The organism is Chamaesiphon sp. OTE_8_metabat_110 (genome assembly GCF_031382685.1).
Taxonomy (GTDB): domain Bacteria; phylum Cyanobacteriota; class Cyanobacteriia; order Cyanobacteriales; family Chamaesiphonaceae; genus Chamaesiphon.
Genome location: NZ_JANMZA010000197.1, coordinates 1 through 16,423 on the forward strand (window position 1 = coordinate 1; position 16,423 = coordinate 16,423).

A 16,423-nucleotide genomic window follows, 5' to 3' on the forward strand; every position below is an offset into this window, starting at 1 on the left:
GGGTGGTGATTGTGCTACTGATAGGTTTTTCCTCCAAATTCCAAGCGATTCTCCTTCCCTTCGGGACGCTCCGCGAACAGAGAGGCTCCGCCAACGCGGTCGAGATTACTTATTTTTGCTTAAATTCTACAGGTAATTCGGCAATAAATACGATCGATCTTCAGCAATTGGGCAGCTATTTTATAGCTGCTGGTAAAATTTGTTACTAAGTTTTTAGCTGACAAACTCGATCGAACATGCCGTCTAATCCGCTGCAATATGTTCCTAGCTAACGCTTTCTGAATTTAAGAGCGATTAAAAAAATTCAGCCTTACTGAATGTATAGTTAGTAACGATCGGCTCGTTTTCTCAAAGCCATAATAGCCGATCGCGACCCAATTCCAAAACAATGGGCTGGGCAATTGCCCAGCCCATTGCTGTTAACCGCAGATCGATCGACCCAGATCTTCAGCGCGATCGTTATTCTTGGGGTGTTGACTTGACGGGATCGGACTTGTGATGAAACCTAATCCCCAGAAAAATGTCATAGACAAAATGGAGAAAATCCTTGCCCTGTAATAATCCCAATGACTGATGGCATCCTTTTGATTCGAGTAATGGCTTGGTCGCTCGGTAGGCAGCTTGATACTTATACCAAGGGATCGACGGCCACAAATGATGAATTAGGTGATAGTTTTGCCCAAAAATGAGGATATTTAGGATCGCACCGGGATAGACTCGGGCATTTTTCCAGCGGTTGCGATCTGTGAATGGACGGTGGGGTAGATAGTCAAAGAATAGTCCTAGTGCTAACCCAACCACTAAAGCAGGCGAGAACCAAAAATTAAAAACAAATCCCGTGTATCCATGTTGACAGGCAACATATATTACTAACCCCACTAATAATCTACTAAAGAACCATTCCCATAGCTCGTATTTTCGCCACAACTTGCGCTGAAAAAAGTAGATTTCATGATAAAAAAATCTAGCTGCAATCAGCCAGAGTGGCCCACCTGTCGATACGAAATGATCGGGATCGTTGTCGGGATCGTTAACGTTGGCGTGGTGTTGAATGTGGACGCGAGTAAATACGGGAAATGCAAATCCCAACATCAACGCACTCACATGCCCCATCACTGCATTGGCGACCCGATTGGGATGCGCTGCATTATGAGAAGCATCGTGAATAACCGTCCCTGCCATATGTAGAGCCAAGACATTGAAGCCGAAGCAACACCAACCTGGGAACTGCCATTGCCAATAGCCGATCGTGGAGATCGTTACTAGTGCAATTGCGCCAAAGAACATGAAGACGTTGGGATTCAAGTCATCAGGCGGTCCCAAAAATTCCCTAGGGACTCTGAGGGGCTGCTGCGCCTCGGACATTAGATTTTCGCTCCTTTAAAAACTGGGATTTAGCCTTGCTTTCGTAGTATACGCTAATCCCAGCAGATGATAAAGATTTGTGAAATTTTTTAATCTAATGTGAAGGTCAGAATCTCGATAAATGTGCTGTCAAACAGTCGATCGCCTCGATACTACCAGTGGAGTTCGATCGAGAGAAAACACACCCAAAACCGCTCCCTGTGGCGAAATGTCGATTACACTTCCACAAAAGTAATAACCCTACCTAATCGATCGCGCTCGAACGCTGAGGATTTGTTATCTTTAGTCGATCGATAAGTTTTTGGCATTTTGACGAGCGTTGTATTTTGTAACATACTGCTCTATCGCTAACACCTAGAATGGGCAACCCGAGGCTCGAACTCGGCGCAACAGAATCGAGAGTCCGATCCACTTTGACTCTATATCTAAACTCCAGCCTGTTAGAAAAAATGTTACCCCAATCGCTCGATATATCCTATCTAAGTAGGTAGATGCAATTATTTATAAGATAGATTATGTCTGAAACATAGCTGGTGGGCAGTGCCCACCCTACACGATATCTTATATTTAATTACGCCCAGCTACTTATATTCTAGTTGTGATAATGCCATAATATTTAGTACTACCGATATTTGTTTGAACTGCTTGCAACAGTCTACCGATTCTCCTAACGGAGACACTATCGATCGATCTAGCCCTCGCCTTCACGGGTGGGGGTATTTTGATTAAAGCCCCAGTTTCTCGCACTCAACTATCGAAATATATAGTTTCATCGGATCGTCGGGAAATTCAATGAAACCGTAATCTTTGTAGAAACTTACCGCGCCTTGACCGATCGCATCGACCACCATCGCCACTGCCGCTAGTTGAGTTGACAATTCAAGACATCGCTTCATCGCATCGAGTAATAAGAATCCACCGTACCCTTTGCCCTGATACCGTGAGTCTACAGCCAATCGTCCGAGTAGAATCGCTGGTAATAGCGGGTATCTGGGTAGCTTCTTGGCTGTTGATTCATCAAGTTCGATTGAAGCGATAGAGTAAGAAGATAGGCAATAGTATCCCAATACTTGGCGTTCTGGTAAGTCAGTCAGTACATAAGGTGTAGATACCCGCTTCTTTAATTCCTGAGATGCCCTAGTCTTGATATAGTCATCCAAACTATCTACACCACAGTGGAATGTCGTTCTATCGTGCTTCTTGCTATCTAGTAATTCGATACTAAGCATTACCGAATTCTCGTTTGTACCGAGCCGCAGCGTCTTTTAGTTTCTGGTTTGGCTCTTTGGGGTTAAGAATAGCATCAGCAAACGCTCTGCTACCCTCCGCACTGAGTTTTAGGACGTTGTGATTTGCGATCGTTAATTGTGCCGCCGCCTGTGCGCTCTTAGATAAGTACTCAGCTAAACTACAGCTCTCAATGTCCGCCGCCTGTTGAATCATTGCTTTTGTCTCTGGTGTGATTCTTGCTTCTATTCGAGTTAGTGTATCGTCCATAATTTTTTGATGCCTGTTTATATTATTAATTTTATTCGGCATAATGCCGGAGCGTCAATAAATAACAACAAGGTCACTTTATGAACGATCGACCTGCGACTTCGACACTCTAATCACCCGATCCCAAGTTTTTGACAACTTGAAGCCCTTGTTCTTTCATTGGTTTTTCGTGTATTCACGTAGTTAGATTGAGTATCAGGACACTTTTAGAAATTTTTTAGTCGTTCCCGTCTGGACTGGTTTCTCTCTCTATATCACAACAACTCGATCGGGTGCCTGTTAAATTTGGGATACAAACCAATCGAGGAAACAAAAAATGAAAGTTAACAAAAATCGCCAACCAGTTCGATCGCTCGAAGACAGAACAGGACTTGCCGCAGATGAAAAGCACCCAGCAGTCAAAGTTAGAGAGGGGATGAGACAGCGCGTTGCAGCCTACAGCCTTACATTTGGATTTTTGGGTATCTGAGTTTGGTGTGCTATGCCCAAAGATCGTGAACTATCTGAAGCTTACCAGCCCACTCAAGAGCAGATCGTCTAAGCCAGATGTCCCAAATACTATGGTGCTGTAACCGACGAGTGCAGGTATCGTCACGTCAGATAGTTGATAGCAGGTTATCGGAATCGGTTATATGTAGAGTTACCGCTAATTGGCGGCGCGATTGGATACCGATAGATATTTCCTAACACCGCGATAACTTAAAACTATCTGTAAGCGTTGGTGGTTGACTTTAATTACAGGCTGCCCCGCTGGGATTTTGGGATTCTTAGGCTTTGAGGTATAAAAAGATACTCAATATTTTCAAATATAATCCAAACGTAACCCAGTAGACACGAATAAATAAGCGATCGAACCCAGATCGGGTAAAGCCAAAATATGAGTAGAAACTCGAAAACCCCGCGCGGGGCGAGGTTTGAGGAGATGGGCAACCCGAGGCTCGAACTCGGAACCAACGGATTAAGAGTCCGATGCTCTACCATTGAGCTAGTGGCCCTGAATACTCAATTATTCTAACACCAAACCAATTACTAATAATTAATAGAGCAGTGGAAGTCGGTCAACCTCATTTATGATGGAGACTGGAGCTAAGTTCGGACAAACCAGGATCGCAACTTTTGCTGTCTGCTCAAGATTGCCCTACCAACAAAGAACCGTTACTTGTGCTGTTGGATCGGCATCGGCGATCGGTTACAGCAGGACTTGTGGTGGCTAGCAGTCACAGTGGGTCATCGATTTGATTATCGATGCCAAAGATTATTTTCAGTGCTTTGGCTGCGATCCGCAGGTGTGAACTGTACCCGCTCGATCCCGATCGTCCCCGCTAATGGATCTAGATCCAGTCAAAGCTGTAGCTAGCGGTGCGGGCGATCGAGTCTAACTTGCTACATTGTTGCTCGGGCACAGCCCCTATTCCCCGCCAGAGTCCGCCACATCTGACCTATTATATGAACCACGCTGCGATCGCTTCATCGTCTTTTACTGTCACGACACCGCTATACTACGTCAACGATATCCCGCATATCGGTCATGCCTACACCACGATGGCTGCCGATACGATCGCCAGATGGCAAAGACTCAATCGTCGTGATGTGCTGTTAATTACTGGCACAGACGAGCACGGGCAAAAGATCGAGCGGACGGCGATTGCCGCCGGGGTAAATCCTCAAGTCCACTGCGATCGTATCGTTGCTAAGTTTGACTCGTTGTGGAGCAAGCTAGATGTCAAATACGACCGATTTGTCCGCACGACATCTGCCAATCATCACGCGATCGTCAATGAATTTTTTGGGCGGGTGTGGGATCGGGGCGATATTTACAAGGGTACGCAACAGGGTTGGTATTGTGTTTCTTGCGAAGAGTTTAAGGAAGAACGCGATCTCCTCGCCGACAAGCACTGTCCCTTACATCCCAGCAAGCAAGTAGAGTGGCGTGACGAAAGTAACTATTTTTTTAGATTATCTAAATACCAACAGCAATTAGAAGCTTTGTATGCAGCGCGTCCCGATTTCATCCTCCCCCCGAGTCGTCGCAATGAAGTTTTGAAATTTGTGGCGCAAGGGTTGCAAGATTTTTCGATTTCCCGCGTGAATGTGGATTGGGGTATCCCGCTACCTACCGATCCCGAGCAGACAATCTATGTCTGGTTCGATGCGTTACTCGGGTATATGACTGCCTTGCTCGATCCCGATGTCCAACCCACGCTAGACAATGCTCTGGGCAAGCGGTGGCCGATTAATTTACATTTAATCGGTAAGGATATTTTACGCTTTCATGCTGTCTATTGGCCAGCCATGTTAATGTCCGCAGAGCTACCACTGCCAGAGCGGGTATTCGCACACGGTTACTTTACCAAAGATGGGAAAAAAATCAGTAAAAGTGAAGGCAATGCGATCGATCCGATCGATTTAGTCGATCGCTATGGTGCCGAGCCGTTACGGTACTACTTTCTCAAGGAAATCGAGTTCGGTCAAGATGGTGACTTTAATGAGTCCCGCTTTATCGATATCGTCAATGCCGATCTTGCTAATAGTTTGGGGAATTTAGTCAATCGCACTATTAGTATGGCTAAAAAATATTGTCAGGGTCGAGTGCCTAGTAACGCTAGCGAGATTGCCGACGACAATCCCCTCCATGTATTAGGACAAACCCTGGGCGCACGGGTCGATGTTGCTTATCAAAATTTAGCCTTTAAGGATGCTTGCGAGGCAATTTTTAGCTTGGTATACGCGAGTAATAAATATGTAGACGATCTGGCTCCATGGACGCTATTTAAGCAAGATAAACAGACTGAATTAGCCCAAGTACTAACTGCTGTGCTAGAGTCCATCCGGCTGTCAGCTTATTTACTGTCGCCCATTATCCCCAAGATCGCTACCGATATCTATCGCCAACTCGGATTGGATGTAGACTTTGACTCGATTTGTGGTGCCGATAATTTACTCGATCCTGGCGACAAGCCAGCACTTCCTGCCGATTGGGAACAGCATCGCAAGTGGGGAATTTTAAAAGCTGACAGCAGCCTGGGCGAGCCGCAGCCAATTTTTGTCAAGTTAGAGTTAGGGTGACATGTGAGTAATTAATCTTTTTTAATCTGTTATGCTCGATATAGTAAATCGAGCGTAACCGATCGGCTCGAATCTATAAATCAACTTTTTTTTAAACTCTCAATTTTAAAACTTTTTTAAATTTAAAATCAGATTTATAATGATGAACAGTTTCAACCATGATGAAAATTCCATATTTTCAGCCCAGCAAGTTCTCGAAAATCGCGGCAGAGTCGCAATTTTTGTCGATGGGTCTAATCTATTTTATGCAGCACTACAACTAAATATTGAAATCGATTACACCAAGCTGCTGGCACGCCTGACTGGCGGTTCCCGGCTGCTTCGGTCTTTTTTCTATACTGGAGTCGATCGCACCAATGAAAAACAGCAGGGATTTTTGCTGTGGATGCGGCGGAATGGTTATCGAGTCATTGCCAAAGATTTGGTGCAACTACCAGACGGTTCTAAAAAAGCCAACCTCGATGTCGAAATCGCCGTCGATATGATGGCATTGGTGGGATCTTACGATACAGCAGTTTTGGTGAGTGGCGATGGCGATTTGGCGTATGCTGTCGATGCTGTGAGCTATCGGGGTGTCCGCGTCGAAGTAGTCAGCTTACGATCGATGACCAGCGATAGTCTGATCAATGTCTCCGATCGTTACATCGATCTGGAAAATGTCAAAGAAGAAATCCAGAAAACGCCCAGAAACAATAACAATATTCTCGGCGTCACTCCCGATTATCTAGACTTAGATCGGTTGTAGGAATGAGAAAAATTAGGTCGAGGATGACAGTAGATCGTTGGATCGGACTTGGTTTGACGATCGCGCTTGCAAGTATCAGTAGCTGTCGTCCAGCGCCTAAGCCACCACCTAGCCCTAAACCAAAACCGATCGCCGCTCGGCTCGAACTAGACAATCTCAGTTTCGAGCAAGTAGATAAACAAGGCAAACCCTTGTGGAAAGTGCGTGCCGAACGCGGTGTCTACACACCCGACGGCAAGCGTGCCAAAATTACTAACTTAAGTGGCGATCTCTATCAAGATGGCAAAGTTGTCCTGCGGATCGTCGCTAAGGCTGGCGAAGTCGAACAAGACGGCGAAAAAGTGCTGCTCAGTGGCGATGTCGTGGCTACTGAAACTCGCAATAACTTAGTAATGAGCGGTCAAACAGTCGAATGGCAACCCAAAGCCGATTTACTGACGATTCGCGATCGCGTCCAAGCCAATCAGCCCAAATTTCAAGTGAATGCGACTGAGGGGAGATACGTCAGCCGCAAGCAACAGTTGGATCTCAATGGTAAAATTACGGCAGTTGCTACCGAGCCACGCTTAGCGATGCAGACCGAACATCTGACCTGGCTGGTGAAAGACCAAAAAGTTATCGGCGACCGACTGGCGCAAATGCAGCGCTATCGCGGTAGTGCCATCACCGAGCGAGTCACTACCAATCGCTTCTCTACCGTACTCGATCGTAAAATTGTCAATCTACAAGGTCAGGTGCGATTGAATGCTGTCAATCCCCTCATCCAGGTCGATGGTGAATCATTTGGGTGGGATCTCGATCGCGAATTAGTTACCGCCGATCGACCCCTCACGATCTTATACCCTCAAGAAGCACTCGTATTTACCGCCAGTACTGGCGAATTGGCGCTCAAAGCCGCGACGGCGACACTTGCAGGCAATGCCATTGGCACGTCCAGCCGCAACCAAGCAAGACTTCGCAGCGATCGCTTAATCTGGCAAATCTCTTCCCAACAACTCACTGGAACTGGTAATGTAGTTTATCAACAAATTAATCCAGCGATTAAATTTACTGGTACTCGTGGCATTGGCAAGCTCCAAGATCGCTCGATCGTGGTGAGCAGTGATGGCAAGCAACGAGTTCAAACTGAATTTATCCCCAACTAACTATTCTCCCTAAAGCCTAGAGCCTAAAGCCTAACTTTCCCCACTCCCCAAGTCCCGTGTACCAGCCTGAATCTAGAGAACAACTAAAGCAGCGTCACCAGCAGTTACGACAGCAGCGACGCATTAGAGTCATTACCTCTGTATGGCGATTTACCTGTACGCTCGGGATTGTAGCTGGCTTGGGATGGGCAATCGGTCAGCCCGATTGGACGATTTCCAAACCCGAGCAGATCCGCATCGAAGGCAACCAATATCTCAGCGACGCAACGGTGCGATCGATGTTGGCAATTCCTTACCCAAAACTCATCATGGAATTAGCACCCGCACAGCTAGCTACGCAATTAGTCGAGCGCAGTGCCGTTGCCAATGTCAAGATCGATCGTGGCGTCCTACCGCCCCATCTGATCGTCCAGATTCAAGATTTTCCGCCAGTTGCGCGGATTATGCCGACTCAAACTACTCACGCTCAAATATTTATCGACGAACGCGGGCTACAATTGCCAATTTCTAGCTATCGTCCGGCGGTGTGGCGAAATCTGCCGACATTACAACTCAGACTGCCAGCCCAAGGCACCTGCTCTAAATGGCCGCAACTCTACCAAGCGATGCGGACTAGTCCGGTCGCGATCGGGATTGTGGACTGTCGCAATCCCCAAAATTTAATTTTGCAGACGGAACTAGGTACGGTTAGATTGGGAGCGATCGGCGATAAGTCGCGACTGGATCGACAAATGCAGCAGCTCGATCGACTCCGCAATTGGCAACAACACACTCTACCTGAAGTAGAACAGCTAGATCTCGATAATCCCGACTCTCCTGAGTTCCAGCTCAAGCGGTCTACTCCAGCTCCCAGTCAGGTTATCGAACCAACGCCATAGAGGTGCAGTCTTGATGTTTAATACATCAAGTTACATAAATAGTATACGCGTAGCGATATCTAGATTTGAAAATAAGTAATCTACAATCTCTATATTATAGCTGAACAATTATCTATCTCAAGATCGATGTTGTCGCAGTTTGGTCAATTTCACCCAAATTCTATACCCCAGATGTCTAAGTAAGCTCCAAAAATACCTATAATGCGGGTTACTATGCTTTAAATGGTTTACAAATAGCTAGCGCATGACTAACTCTATTCCACTTTCGTATCCAGGATTCAAAAGCCACTCAATCCGAGATGGTTACAACATACCAAGGGATGAACAAATGTCTGAAGGTATCACTTTTAGCAACGCCGCTCGGATCAAAGTAATTGGCGTGGGCGGCGGCGGCAGCAATGCGGTAAATCGGATGATTGCCAGCGATATCGAAGGCATCGAGTTTTGGACGATGAATACTGACGCGCAAGCTTTATCCCACTCCGATGCAACGCGGCGGATTCAACTAGGTCAAAAACTCACCCGAGGACTCGGTGCTGGGGGCAATCCCGCCATCGGTCAAAAAGCTGCTGAAGAATCTCGTGAAGAAATCGCGCACGCTCTCGAAGGAGCAGACCTCGTTTTTATTACGGCTGGAATGGGAGGTGGAACTGGCACGGGTGCAGCCCGCATCGTGGCAGAAGTTGCCAAGGAAATGGGTGCTCTGACTGTCGGTGTTGTCACGCGTCCCTTCACCTTTGAAGGACGTCGGCGCACCAACCAAGCAGAAGAAGGGATTAGTGGACTGCAAAGCCAAGTTGATACCTTAATTATCATTCCCAATGATAAACTGCTCCAAGCGATCAACGAGCAAACCCCCGTCCAAGAGGCATTTCGGATTGCAGATGACGTACTGCGATCGGGTGTACAAGGCATCTCGGATATTATCACTATCCCGGGGCTGATCAACGTTGACTTTGCCGATGTGCGCACGGTAATGGCTGACGCTGGTTCGGCACTGATGGGCATTGGTGAAGGCTCGGGCAAATCGCGCGCGCGGGAAGCCGCTATTCAGGCAATTACTTCGCCACTACTCGAATCTTCGATCGAAGGTGCGCGCGGGGTCGTCTTGAACATCACTGGGGGTGCGGATATGACCCTGATTGAAGTCAATACCGCTGCGGAAACGATTTACGAAGTTGTCGATCCCAATGCGAATATTATCTTTGGTGCGGTGATCGATCCGCAGATGCAGGGCGAAATGCGAATTACGGTGATTGCGACCGGATTTACAGGCGAGATTGCCGAACCCAGCAGCCGTCCTCGGGCAGCCAGCGTACCTGCCCGCGCGAATCCAGCGCCTCAATCCGAACCGCGCAAACAAACGAATGAGATCCCAAAACCTCAGCCGCCTCAAAATGCTGGTGCTGACTTACCTGCTTTCTTGCAAAATCGTCGCCCTAAATAAATCTGCTTTAGACGACGCTCTGACAAGTGGCAGTAACTATCGATCGGTTGCTGCTACTAGTTTGCGGTAGAGTTGATGTCGAACGTCAACAGCATCAACACCAGCGCCAAGCAGTTGGTAGCTATAAGTCTGGCTTTAAATCTCAGTCTCGATCCATTGTCGATAGTTGATGTTACACTCACATTCAACTACAATCGACAACTAAGTTGCTGCGGAAGTAATTACTGTACACAGCAATGTCTCCCCATACCAACAAAATGTATCAGCTTAGATCGACCCGAAAATTATGAACCAACAACAGCAGTATAACATCCCTTCAAACACAAGAACTATGTCTTTAAAACAATTAAATGTGAAAATTCCCGAACAAGAACTAAGAATTCTCGAAGCTTTTGCCGAGAAAACCGAACGCACCAAAACCGATATTATTAGGGAATTTATTAGATCTTTACAAGCTAAGATCTGATCGAGTACCCGATCGGTCGATCGGGCAGATCTAAATTACAGTCATAATTGGCTAACTAGAAAGTAATAAATAATAATTAATAATTAATTATTATTTATTATTTATTAATGGTGTTCCTGGATTGAGGTATGAAACCCTGGGTAGGGGTTTCATCGATTGCAGTTTGATAAATCATACCCAAATCCAGCAACGCCTTTATTAATTATTAATTATCGAACGACCGATTAGTGGTTAGCGGCTGCGACCGCAAAAATATTAGTATAATTAGGTTATGTTCGTCTCTATACTGTAACTAATTGTGTTACCTTCACAACCGAATCGGCGATCGCCGATTCGTCTCGCTATTTTTGGGATTTGTCGGTCTGGATTGTTAGCCGCACTAGCAATGAGTACACCTATTTTGCTCTCTAGCTGCAATGGGAAAACAGTACAAGATACCTTCGCCCCAGATCCCAAGCTCAAACAACCCACTGCTGCCGAGCCAACCACCAACGATCTTCCCGCCGATTTTCCGCAGTATCCACAGGCAAAATTGCTAAATACCGATCGCACTGACGATCGAGGGATTGTTACCACTTGGACGACTCCAGATCCGATCGAGTCTGTCTACAAATTTTATCAGCAAGAACTCACTGCTAAGCAATGGCAAATTGTCACTCAGCCCAGCGATACTGCTCCCCAACTAGTCGCCACTCAACCAGATCGATCGAACGTGACGATCGCACCCGAGCCTAGTACGGACAAGCAACAAACTGGAGTCACTACTTATACAATTAGCCTACTCGCCACAACTGCCAGCCCTACCCCAACGCCAGCACCTAGCAGTCCGGCACCCAGCAGTACGCCGACTCCCAGCCCAAAACCGCTCAGCAATAATCTTGCCCCAGCCAATACTGGCGAATATCTCGCAGATCTAACCAAGCTCGGTGTCTTCACTAGTGCCGAAACTAGCGCCACTGGCAAGACACCACCAAGCAGTCGCCCCGTCACTCGCCGCGAATACGCCCGGTGGCTGGTTGCCGCCCACAACCGGATTAATGGCACTAAGCCCACCCAACAGCTCAAGTTAGCCACGAGCGATGCCAAGCCAGCCTTTCAGGACGTCCCCACTACCAATCCCGACTTTCCCAGCATTCAAGGCTTAGCCGAAGCAGGACTGATTCCCAGTCCCCTCAGCGGTGACGCTACTAGCGTGCTATTTCGCCCTGAAGCCCCTGTGACTAGAGAGCAGATGATTTTGTGGAAAGTGCCCTTAGATACCCGTCAACCGCTCCCAGCAGCCTCTCTAGATGCCGTCAAGCAAACATGGGGCTTTCAAGATGCGGGTAAAATCGATCCCAAAGCCATGCGGGCAGTATTAGCCGACTTTCAAAATGGCGACCAGGCGAACATCAAAAGAGTATTTGGCTACACGACTTTATTTCAACCAAAGAAAACAGTGACATTAGGCGAGGTGGCGATCGCAATATGGTATTTTGGTGCCAATAGTGAAGGTATATCCGCACGGGAGGCGACCTTAAATTAATTAATAATTAATAATTATTAATTATTTAGATCTATCGGTTTGTGAACTTGATAATGTAAGAATATTTCTTGGTCGATGCGCTCGACACTCAACAATGTTAACTTTGGGGCAGATTCGGGCGTGAATCCAGCTCCCGCCACTGGAGTCGGTGCATCATCGCCGCCATAGATAACCGGGCAGACTGTCAACCACAACTCATCGATAAAATTTGCTGCAAACAGACTCGCCGCTAATGCTGACCCGCCCAAAAAACAGATATTTTTAATCCCTAATTTAACCAGTTCATTTTTGGCTGCCTGCCAATCGAGATCCCGACCGTCAGGAGTTTCGCATTCAAGAATGCGATCGAAACTAGATCGATCGTGCCAATTTCTAGCACCAATTTTAGTTGTTAATAACCAGCGATCGATCGGTTGACTAAAAAATGGTAACTGTGCATCAATTTTACCGCTCCGAGAACAGATAATCTGAGGCGGTTGAGCTGGTTGACCGCGATCGATTCTCGCTTGAATTAATTCTGGTTTTTGTACCAAAACTATACTCCCCCCGTCGCTTAGAGTGCCGCTACCAACGAGGATCGCATCAGCAGCAGCGATTTGTGCTTCTAAGTGAGCGTAATCTCGATCGGAGCTAAATGTCGGGGGTGATTTTGCCGCATCCGAAATCTTTCCATCAGCGGTCATTGCTAAAACAAGAGTTGTTTTTATCACGATCTATTCAGGAAAGATTATCGAAATTTAATCGTCGTTACCAATCTGAGATCCGATCTCCCAATTTACAAAATGTGTAATTCCCTAAAGCCTAAATTCAGCAATGCTACTTAATCAATACAGCCGCTTTAATACATAATCAGTCAGATCTAATAAAGCTTGAAGTGAAGTTGAAGGGGGTAAATCGGCTATTTGTGCTAGAGCTAACTGGGCGTGGTGCTTGGCTAATTCCCGAGATTTGGCAATTCCCGTACTGTTGCGGACTAAACTCAACGCCGCCGCTAGATCCGCTGGATCTTCAAATTCAGTCGCGATGAGGTCGATTAGTTGGGGATATTCCTGCATCGCAAACAATGTTGGTGCAGTTAAATTCCCACTTGCTAAGTCCGAACCCGCTGGCTTACCCAGCACTTCATCTGAAGCTGTAAAGTCGAGGATATCATCAACAATTTGGAAGGCTAGTCCCAAGTTTCGCCCATACAGATATAACTGTTGGCAAGTTGCCATTGGCGCATCGCTAAGTACGCCCGCAGCCTTAGCACTATTGGCGAGGAGGGAGGCAGTTTTGTAATAACTTTTCTCTAGATATGCTTCAATCGAGAAATCTGTCTCAAACGCATTCAAGCCCTGCTGAATTTCGCCTTCAGCTAAATCCATAATCACCTGTGAGAGCAGTTTGACTACTTCGAGGTTATCGAGGTTGGCTAGGTACCAAGACGACTGTGCGAAGAGGAAATCACCAGCTAAGACGGCGACGCGATTGGTAAATCGACTGTGAACTGTTTCGATCCCCCTCCGGATGTCGGCTTCGTCTAGAACATCATCGTGAACCAGACTGGCAGTGTGGATCATCTCAGTAATTTCGGCGAGGCGGCGGTGGCGCGGTGTAATTTCTTCGTCTGGCATTGTTGCACGGGCAACTAGCAAGACGATTGCCGGACGTAAGCGCTTGCCCCCAGCTCCGAATAAATGTTCGGCGGCTGCATATAAAATTGGGTGACGGGCACCGACGAGCTTTTTGAGGTTCTCCGTCAAGGCTTGTAAGTCAGCTTCAACAGGAGTAAATACGGATTTCACTGAGGTCATCGATCGAGCGGCTCAGAGGATGAGTTTACGAAAGTTTACATATATTCTAAGCTATTTTTCCTCTACATAGGGAATAGGAGCTAGGGATTAGGGATTAGGGATTAGGGGATTAGAGAATAGGGGGATTAGGAAACTGGTACTGTTGGGAGAATTATCTGCTGGACTGAGGGTTGAGTGGGCAGCCATTGAGTGGCAAGCTGGGCAAATTGAGCCGGATTGCCACTGACAACAAAGGTCGTCGGTTGCGCGAGGAGATGGCTTTGAAGTCCCAGGAGATTGAGTTCTCTAGCCGCCGCTGCGACTACTGCAATGGCTGGATTGACAAATTGGACGCTCATCGGTACAAATTGCCGCAAAATTGGTTCGAGGTGCGGATAATGGGTGCAGCCGTAGACGATCGTATCGACAGATCGATCGAGTAGCGGTTGTAGATATGCTTTAGCAATTGCGAGCGTGTATGGCTCGGCTAAGCGATTAGTTTCAATTAACGGGACGAATTCCGGACAAGCAACCTGCCAAACTTGAGCGAGGGGATTGGCTTCCTCAATTGCACGTAGATAAGCATTGCTATTTACGGTCGCTGGGGTGGCAATCACCCCGATCCTTCGTCCTAGCCTTGCTGCGGCTCTGGCACCGGGCAAGACCACACCCAAAATGGGTAAATCGTATTCATTTCTAACGGTATCCAATGCCAATGCCGAACTGGTGTTACAAGCGACGATCGCCATCTTAACGCGCTGCGACACCATCCAATCCAACGTTTGGCGGGTAAAGTGCAAAATCTCTGCCGCACTGCGGGTACCATAGGGTACTCGCGCCGTATCCCCAAAGTACAACACTGATTCATGAGGAAGTTGGCGATAGATTTCTTGCAAAACTGTCAATCCCCCCACGCCACTATCAAACACGCCAATTTTGTGAACTTTGTCTGACTGGAACGGCGGAGCGGGAGTGAATCGGTTTTGCATATAGTTGTCGTGCAAATAGTAAGTGATTTCCGTGCTTAGTTACGATCTCTGATGTATTGAATGATGCCTTTAGCGATGCCTTCTGCCATCACTTTTTGATAATCATCGCGGCGGAGTCGAGCCGATTCCGCTTCGCTAGTCAAGTAACCAGTTTCGACTAGAATAGCGGGAATGGTCGATTTGCGCAAGACGAGAAACCGCGCCGATCTAACGCGTCGATCGTTGAGATAGAAACCGTTTTTATTGACGTAATCGACCACTGTGCGATGCACGGTATCCGCAAAGGATTGACCGATGTTGTAATGATATATTTCTAAGCCATTGACATCAGGACGATTATCGATCGAGTTGGCATGAATGCTCACAAATAGCGTTGCACCCGCCTCGCGGGAGATAGCGACGCGTTCGTCCAAACCGACAAAGTAATCACCGTTGCGGGTCATTTTAACCGCAATTCCTTGTTTTTCTAAGATCTCCGCCACGCGTTTGGCAACGGGTAAAATCACATCGACTTCTCGCAAGCCACCCAGACCGATGGCTCCCGGATCTCTACCGCCGTGTCCGGGGTCGAGCATGACTAGCACTCTGCCATTATTCGTCCGGACTGGGGGCGAAGTGTCTTGCTTGGGCGTCGGGCGAGTAGCAGTGGGTACAGGGATGGGTACTGTAGCCGGACGGGTGGCAATCCGACTAGTAGGGGTGCCAGTTTGGAGATAAACCCACCGACTGTCCAGATATTGCCGCACCATATCGACTTTGACACCATCAGCTCGCCGCACCAAAATCGAAATATCATCGCCTTGGGCGTTCACCGTCAGGTACCGCTGGGATTCGCTGGGAACTTGATAGCCAGGAGCTAGTCTTGCATTGGAGATCGTCACTCGATAACTCCCCGATGGGACATCCCAACCAGTTGTATAGCGAAGCTGAGTCCTACTCTGACGGTCGGCTTGCACCAATAGTCCCGTCCGCGTCGGGTCGAGGGCGATATAGTTAATCGGTGCGAGTGATGTATTTGGAACGATCCGGGGTCGGGCTTGAGCGACTACGATTTGACCATTTTCATTAAAGACCGCCACAGGACCGACTGGCACACCGCGCGGAAAAGCTTGTAGTGGCTGGGGTGTCGGTAATTGGATCGACCACTGTTTATTAGTGCTGGCTTGGATCAACACTTGCTGCGGATCGATGCTGTAACCGGGCGCGAGTTCTAAAACCATCCGCGTGCGCTCGGGGTCAACTTGACCGACTCGCAGCGATTTGATGCCATTACTGAGCACTTGCGACGAGGTCGGCTGATTGAGCCTGGTATCGGGAAGATCGACGATCAATCTACTGGGATTAGCCAGCATTTGGGCTTCAGGTTTCACTGCGTTGCTAGTACTAAAATCGATGCGATTTTCATTCGCATTGAATTGCCAGGACAGAATTTCTGCCGCTGATGCTGGCAGCGATACCATTACGAAACTAAAAACACTGGGTAATAACCAGTTGTATCTCACACTACTTGCTCCTAAGATAGGGA

At 47.4% G+C, this 16,423-nt stretch carries 17 protein-coding genes and 1 tRNA gene; 10 read left to right on the forward strand and 8 right to left on the reverse strand.

From position 1 onward, the window contains the following. A partial coding sequence (locus RMO52_RS07210) for a hypothetical protein (RefSeq protein ID WP_310412327.1) occupies window positions 1-209 on the forward strand: 209 nt, incomplete at its 5' end. 250 nt (window positions 210-459) lie between these two features. Here the strand turns inward: RMO52_RS07210 and crtR are convergent. The 3 genes from crtR to RMO52_RS07225 form a co-directional block, all read right to left on the reverse strand. Then, the gene (crtR, locus tag RMO52_RS07215; protein WP_309741113.1) at window positions 460-1,365 is read right to left on the reverse strand and encodes a beta-carotene hydroxylase; all 906 of its coding nucleotides are present in this window, start codon (window positions 1,363-1,365) and stop codon (window positions 460-462) included. A 725-nt stretch (window positions 1,366-2,090) separates the two neighbouring features. Next, window positions 2,091-2,594: a GNAT family N-acetyltransferase gene (locus RMO52_RS07220; RefSeq protein WP_310412331.1), complete on the reverse strand. Its 504-nt coding sequence runs from the start codon at window positions 2,592-2,594 to the stop codon at window positions 2,091-2,093. Beyond that, window positions 2,587-2,862, reverse strand: coding sequence for a DUF1778 domain-containing protein (locus RMO52_RS07225; protein ID WP_310412334.1), 276 nt, complete (start codon window positions 2,860-2,862; stop codon window positions 2,587-2,589). The genes RMO52_RS07220 and RMO52_RS07225 overlap by 8 nt, the downstream gene beginning before the upstream one ends. Window positions 2,863-3,178: 316 nt before the next feature. On the opposite strand from RMO52_RS07225, the gene RMO52_RS07230 reads away from it, so the two are divergent. Beyond that, complete coding sequence (locus tag RMO52_RS07230; RefSeq protein WP_309737691.1) at window positions 3,179-3,331, forward strand: hypothetical protein; 153 nt, start codon at window positions 3,179-3,181, stop codon at window positions 3,329-3,331. A gap of 454 nt (window positions 3,332-3,785) precedes the next feature. Here the strand turns inward: RMO52_RS07230 and RMO52_RS07235 are convergent. Further along, a tRNA-Lys gene (locus RMO52_RS07235) sits at window positions 3,786-3,857 on the reverse strand. A 451-nt stretch (window positions 3,858-4,308) separates the two neighbouring features. Here RMO52_RS07235 and metG point away from each other — a divergent pair. From metG to RMO52_RS07275, 8 genes are all read left to right on the forward strand, one after another. Further along, window positions 4,309-5,928 (forward strand): methionine--tRNA ligase, encoded by a 1,620-nt coding sequence (metG, locus tag RMO52_RS07240; protein ID WP_309737690.1) that lies wholly within the window; start codon window positions 4,309-4,311, stop codon window positions 5,926-5,928. Between the two features lie 139 nt (window positions 5,929-6,067). Further along, window positions 6,068-6,673 carry an NYN domain-containing protein gene (locus tag RMO52_RS07245; protein WP_309737689.1) on the forward strand — a complete coding sequence of 202 codons (606 nt, stop codon included), beginning with the start codon at window positions 6,068-6,070 and terminating at the stop codon, window positions 6,671-6,673. A gap of 23 nt (window positions 6,674-6,696) precedes the next feature. After that, window positions 6,697-7,818 (forward strand): LPS export ABC transporter periplasmic protein LptC, encoded by a 1,122-nt coding sequence (gene lptC, locus RMO52_RS07250; RefSeq protein ID WP_310412341.1) that lies wholly within the window; start codon window positions 6,697-6,699, stop codon window positions 7,816-7,818. Between the two features lie 56 nt (window positions 7,819-7,874). Continuing rightward, window positions 7,875-8,696 carry an FtsQ-type POTRA domain-containing protein gene (locus RMO52_RS07255; RefSeq protein WP_310412343.1) on the forward strand — a complete coding sequence of 274 codons (822 nt, stop codon included), beginning with the start codon at window positions 7,875-7,877 and terminating at the stop codon, window positions 8,694-8,696. Window positions 8,697-8,940: 244 nt separating this feature from the next. Next, entirely contained in the window at window positions 8,941-10,143 is a 1,203-nt protein-coding gene (ftsZ, locus tag RMO52_RS07260; protein ID WP_310412346.1) for a cell division protein FtsZ, read from the forward strand. Between the two features lie 26 nt (window positions 10,144-10,169). Further along, a complete protein-coding gene (locus tag RMO52_RS07265) occupies window positions 10,170-10,313 on the forward strand; it encodes a hypothetical protein (RefSeq protein WP_309742785.1) in 144 nt (47 codons plus the stop codon). Between the two features lie 161 nt (window positions 10,314-10,474). Further along, complete coding sequence (locus RMO52_RS07270; RefSeq protein WP_015157766.1) at window positions 10,475-10,609, forward strand: ribbon-helix-helix protein, CopG family; 135 nt, start codon at window positions 10,475-10,477, stop codon at window positions 10,607-10,609. Between the two features lie 298 nt (window positions 10,610-10,907). After that, entirely contained in the window at window positions 10,908-12,134 is a 1,227-nt protein-coding gene (locus RMO52_RS07275; RefSeq protein WP_310412350.1) for an S-layer homology domain-containing protein, read from the forward strand. Window positions 12,135-12,151: 17 nt separating this feature from the next. Here RMO52_RS07275 and RMO52_RS07280 read toward each other — a convergent pair whose 3' ends face one another. The 4 genes from RMO52_RS07280 to RMO52_RS07295 form a co-directional block, all read right to left on the reverse strand. Continuing rightward, the gene (locus RMO52_RS07280; RefSeq protein WP_310412353.1) at window positions 12,152-12,844 is read right to left on the reverse strand and encodes a RibD family protein; all 693 of its coding nucleotides are present in this window, start codon (window positions 12,842-12,844) and stop codon (window positions 12,152-12,154) included. Between the two features lie 114 nt (window positions 12,845-12,958). After that, entirely contained in the window at window positions 12,959-13,930 is a 972-nt protein-coding gene (sds, locus tag RMO52_RS07285) for a solanesyl diphosphate synthase (protein ID WP_310412356.1), read from the reverse strand. A gap of 125 nt (window positions 13,931-14,055) precedes the next feature. After that, window positions 14,056-14,898, reverse strand: a complete 843-nt coding sequence (murI, locus tag RMO52_RS07290; protein ID WP_310412359.1) for a glutamate racemase — start codon at window positions 14,896-14,898, stop codon at window positions 14,056-14,058. A 35-nt stretch (window positions 14,899-14,933) separates the two neighbouring features. Further along, a complete protein-coding gene (locus RMO52_RS07295) occupies window positions 14,934-16,400 on the reverse strand; it encodes an N-acetylmuramoyl-L-alanine amidase (protein ID WP_310412363.1) in 1,467 nt (488 codons plus the stop codon). Window positions 16,401-16,423 lie beyond the last annotated feature (23 nt).

Bases quoted from the DNA above. Each gene is read 5' to 3' on its own strand.
- lptC (WP_310412341.1), top strand. From the start codon at position 6,697: ATGACAGTAGATCGTTGGATCGGACTTGGTTTGACGATCGCGCTTGCA.
- metG (WP_309737690.1), top strand. From the start codon at position 4,309: ATGAACCACGCTGCGATCGCTTCATCGTCTTTTACTGTCACGACACCG.
- sds (WP_310412356.1), bottom strand. From the start codon at position 13,930: ATGACCTCAGTGAAATCCGTATTTACTCCTGTTGAAGCTGACTTACAA.
- RMO52_RS07245 (WP_309737689.1), top strand. From the start codon at position 6,068: ATGATGAACAGTTTCAACCATGATGAAAATTCCATATTTTCAGCCCAG.
- ftsZ (WP_310412346.1), top strand. From the start codon at position 8,941: ATGACTAACTCTATTCCACTTTCGTATCCAGGATTCAAAAGCCACTCA.
- murI (WP_310412359.1), bottom strand. From the start codon at position 14,898: ATGCAAAACCGATTCACTCCCGCTCCGCCGTTCCAGTCAGACAAAGTT.
- RMO52_RS07270 (WP_015157766.1), top strand. From the start codon at position 10,475: ATGTCTTTAAAACAATTAAATGTGAAAATTCCCGAACAAGAACTAAGA.
- RMO52_RS07225 (WP_310412334.1), bottom strand. From the start codon at position 2,862: ATGGACGATACACTAACTCGAATAGAAGCAAGAATCACACCAGAGACA.
- crtR (WP_309741113.1), bottom strand. From the start codon at position 1,365: ATGTCCGAGGCGCAGCAGCCCCTCAGAGTCCCTAGGGAATTTTTGGGA.
- RMO52_RS07220 (WP_310412331.1), bottom strand. From the start codon at position 2,594: ATGCTTAGTATCGAATTACTAGATAGCAAGAAGCACGATAGAACGACA.
- RMO52_RS07230 (WP_309737691.1), top strand. From the start codon at position 3,179: ATGAAAGTTAACAAAAATCGCCAACCAGTTCGATCGCTCGAAGACAGA.